This is a genomic window from Allobosea sp. 01N443, from assembly GCF_056399325.1.
The window spans coordinates 1-3645 of sequence record NZ_JBFTRC010000324.1 but is presented as its reverse complement, the minus strand read 5'-3'; the positions used below and the strand labels follow the sequence as shown (position 1 = coordinate 3645).

Sequence of the window (3645 nt, the reverse complement as noted above, 5' to 3'; positions counted from 1 at the left end):
AGCTGACGGTTTATCAGGCGGTCGCCTGCAATAGCCCGTGCCTGGCAGATCAGGACCAAGCCGGACATCGCTGCGGAAGACCAATCCGCAATCGCCACCTCAACCGCTTCGCTCCGCCACCTCAGATCGGCAGCAGCGCGTCGGGCTTCACATCGGCCACCGATGCGTAGGTATGGGTTTCCCTGACACCGGGCAGAGGCAGGATCACCCGTTCCAGAAAGTCCTGGAACAGCGACATGTCGGCAATTCGCGCTTTCACGAGATAGTCGAAGCCGCCGATGACCATGTGGCATTCCAGAACTTCGGATGCCTGCGAGATCGCCTGGGCAAACCGCTCGAAGATATGCGGGGCGGTGTGGTCGAGCCGGACCTGGATGAAGACCACGGTGCCCCGGCCGACCTTCTGCGGATCGAGGATCGCCCTCACCGCCCTGACATAGCCCTCCCGGAACAGGCGCTTGACGCGCTGGCTGGTCCCGGTCGGGGACAGGCCGACCCGGTTCGCCAGTTCGAGCGTGGTGCGGCGGCCGTCCTCCTGCAGCAGACGCAGCAGGTTGCGGTCGATCGCGTCGAGATCGGCGATTTCATGTTTCACGCTTGATGACCACAGATAGAGTGAATCTCACGCCAAACTCATGGAATGAGCATATTCAGCCGCAGCTGTACCGGCAATAGGCTGTGATTGTTGCAGTCCGGTGCTGTCGGCGGCCCCGAGCCCGCCGGACCGGCCGCGCCGTCACGGAGGCCAGCATGCGTAGCGCGATGTTCGGAGACGGAGCTGGCAGCAAAGGGCTGGCGATCCTGGCCGGTGCGGCCTTCGTTGCGATCACCACCCTCCAGTTCGTCGCCGCCCGCTTCAGCCTGCGCGAGCATCTGACTGCGGCCGATATCGTAGCCCTGCGCTTTCTCGGCGCGGGTCTCGTCTTCCTGCCGGTGCTTGGTAAGACCGGCACCGGAGGGCTGAAGGCGCTGGGCTGGCGGAAAGCCGGGCTGCTGGCGCTATTGGCGGGGCTGCCCTACCCGCTGCTCATCAATCAGGGACTGACCCAGGCGCCGGCCGCCCATGCCGCCGCGCTCTCTCCCGCCTCCATCGTCTTCTTCTCCTTGGTGCTTTCGCGCATCGCGCTCAGGGAGACGGTGTCCGGCGCGCGGCTGATCGGCATCGGCGCGATCATCGCCGGGCTGCTGCTCTTCGTTTTCCATGCAGGGCTCAGTGCCGGCGACACCTGGCGCGGCGATCTGCTCTTTGCCGGATCGGGGATCATGTTCTCGGCCTATGCGGTGCTGGCCCGGCGCTGGTCGGTCGATGCGGTGACGGCGACGATCGCAGTCGTCCTCCTCTCCTGCCTGCCGATGCCCCTGCTGCACGCCCTGGCGCCGAGTGGGTTCGCGGCCGCCCCGCTTGCCGAAATCGCCACGCAACTCGTGATCCAGGGCTTCCTGGCCGGTGCGGCTGCGATCGTTCTCTACACCTATGTGGTTCGCCAGCTCGGCCCGCAACCGGCTTCGCTCTTCATGCCCTGCATTCCGGTTGCGACGGTCGTGATCGGCGCGGTGGTGCTAGGCGAAATCCCGACGCCGCCCCAACTCGCCGCAATCGCCCTCATCACATGTGGAATGGTCTTCCCGATCCTGCGGAGAGCCTAGCCCGGGGCCGGCGCCGGAGCTTGCAGCCTTACGCCGGGACTTCGCCATTCCCGGTTTTCACCGAGACCCGGCGGCAGGCGCTGCGCGTGAAGCGCTCGATCTCGGCCAGCGCCGCATCCAGGCTCGGAAACGGACCATGCTTCATGGCCTTCATCGTCTCCTGCGCCTGGCCCGCGGTGACAAGCCGGAACTCGCCCGGGGGGTTTTCGGTGATTTCGCCCATCGGCCGGCCGAGCAGGTCGCTCAGCAGCCAGACGGTGTCATCGGAGCTCTGGGTGACGGTGATGTCCACGAAGCACTCGCTCTGATCGGGATGCCGACCGCCCGTTCAAGCGGAGGCAGGCCGGCGCTTCTTCGGCTTCGGCGGCTCGGCTGCGAGGAGTTCGCGGTCCAGCGCCTCCTTGGCCAACCGCTCAGCCTTCAGCCTCGCGGTCTTGGCCTCGCGGGCCTGGATGGCGCTCTCCTCCTCGGAGATGATCCGGTTGCGCACCGATGACTGGGTCTGCGTCCTCAGGAACGCATTATCGGCATTGGCAATGAGCTTTGAACGATCGGTCATCGGTTTCCCCCTCCTAGATCTTGCTGGCGGCGCCGCCATTCCCGACGATCTCGTGATGCCCGATCACGCGCTCGCGGCCATCGGGCCCGCGCACGCGATACTGCTCCTCGGCGTTGTCGCGGGAGGGCATGACGCGCAGAACCTCGAACGGGCCTGGCCGCGGCTGATTGATCATGTCGTTGGTGAGGCTGAGGAGGTCCCCTGCCTTGTAGGCTGTCGTGGTCATGTCTTCATTGTCCTTGGGGCGGGGGCGTCAAAAGCTCTCCGCCGTCAGCCGGTGATAGCCGCCGCGATGCCGGGAATAGGCGGAGCGGGCAGCCTGGTAGATCGTGTCACGGTTCTGGTCGAAGACGGCGAGAACCGCAGCCTCGACATCGCCCGCACTCGGGCTGAGCTTATGCAAGGCCGCGAAATCGACCTGGAAGGTGACCTCCAGCGATGCGTCGGAACCCCAGAAGCTAACACAGGAGCGCCCTGCATCGAAGCGTCGGATCGGATTGGGAAAGTTGAGACTCATTGCCAGTGTCCTCCCGGTCGCGTCGGCGCAAAGCGGCCCGCGGCGCCATCCGCAGGGGAACTGGAATGCCCGGATACCGTGCGGCTTCGGAGGTCAGGAATGTGGCCGTTCAGCCGCCCGCGACGCGCAGGGGCGCCGCGACGGGTCTCGCTTTGCAGGGACAAGCCAGCCATTTTCTCACATGCGGCCACGCCGGAACAGATCAACCGCAAAGCGGCTCGTTCTCGGCGACCGTGTTTTGCACATGGGGAACCGCAGCACGTTTTGTAAGGTTGGCGCAAGAATAATCCGGGCCCGGAGCCGCGCATCCCCCTGCCCTCACCGAGCGGGCCGCCTGAATCGGGACGGGATTGAAGGCGGCCCAAGCAAGAGCCGCTTGCCCCGCCTTTTCGCCTCGTGGAGGCCAATACCCCCGCGCCTGCTCCTTCACTCGGCGAGTGCGGCGCGCACGAGCACGGCAAGCCGCTCGTAATCGGCCTCCTCGTTATAGGCCTGGGCCGAGAGCCGCAGCCACAGCCCACCGGCGAGAGCGGAGACCGGTGCATCGCAGCCCCTGGCCTCGAAGCGCCGCCGGATCGCCAAGGCCGCTTCCGCACTCGCCTCAAAGCGCACGGGAAGGCGCACCAGCCTCATCGCCCGCGCGAGCTCCGGCCCGGAGCCGGCTTCGGTACCGAGCGCTGTTGCGAGGATCTCACCGCCACGCCCCGCGAGATCGGCATTGCGCGCCCGCAGGGCGGCACCGCCGAGATCCTGATGAAAGGCGAGCGCGGCCGTCACGGCCAGAAAGGCGCTGGGGTCGCGCGTGCCCGTCCAGTCGAACTCGGCGAGATAGCCGCCACCGAAACCATGCGAGATCGTCAGCGGATGGATCGCTGCCTGATGGTCCGGCCTGGTCCACAGGAAGGCGCAGCCTTTCGGGGCC

Annotated in this window: 7 protein-coding genes; 1 reads left to right on the top strand and 6 read right to left on the bottom strand. The window is 66.4% G+C overall.

Annotated elements, in window-relative coordinates:
• Positions 1-121: 121 nt before the first annotated feature.
• Positions 122-583, bottom strand: a complete 462-nt coding sequence (locus AC1DRP_RS35655; RefSeq protein ID WP_476771027.1) for an Lrp/AsnC ligand binding domain-containing protein — start codon at positions 581-583, stop codon at positions 122-124.
• Positions 584-750: 167 nt separating this feature from the next.
• On the opposite strand from AC1DRP_RS35655, the gene AC1DRP_RS35650 reads away from it, so the two are divergent.
• Positions 751-1647: a DMT family transporter gene (locus tag AC1DRP_RS35650; protein ID WP_476771026.1), complete on the top strand. Its 897-nt coding sequence runs from the start codon at positions 751-753 to the stop codon at positions 1645-1647.
• Between the two features lie 28 nt (positions 1648-1675).
• Here the strand turns inward: AC1DRP_RS35650 and AC1DRP_RS35645 are convergent, their stop codons facing one another.
• From AC1DRP_RS35645 to AC1DRP_RS35625, 5 genes are all read right to left on the bottom strand, one after another.
• Positions 1676-1939, bottom strand: a complete 264-nt coding sequence (locus tag AC1DRP_RS35645; RefSeq protein WP_476771025.1) for a hypothetical protein — start codon at positions 1937-1939, stop codon at positions 1676-1678.
• Positions 1940-1975: 36 nt separating this feature from the next.
• The gene (locus AC1DRP_RS35640; RefSeq protein ID WP_441493408.1) at positions 1976-2206 is read right to left on the bottom strand and encodes a hypothetical protein; all 231 of its coding nucleotides are present in this window, start codon (positions 2204-2206) and stop codon (positions 1976-1978) included.
• Between the two features lie 13 nt (positions 2207-2219).
• The gene (locus AC1DRP_RS35635) at positions 2220-2432 is read right to left on the bottom strand and encodes a hypothetical protein (protein ID WP_441493407.1); all 213 of its coding nucleotides are present in this window, start codon (positions 2430-2432) and stop codon (positions 2220-2222) included.
• Between the two features lie 27 nt (positions 2433-2459).
• The gene (locus AC1DRP_RS35630) at positions 2460-2723 is read right to left on the bottom strand and encodes a DUF1488 family protein (RefSeq protein WP_476771024.1); all 264 of its coding nucleotides are present in this window, start codon (positions 2721-2723) and stop codon (positions 2460-2462) included.
• A gap of 426 nt (positions 2724-3149) precedes the next feature.
• Positions 3150-3645 (bottom strand): hypothetical protein (locus tag AC1DRP_RS35625; protein ID WP_476771023.1); only part of this gene is annotated, 496 nt, incomplete at its 5' end.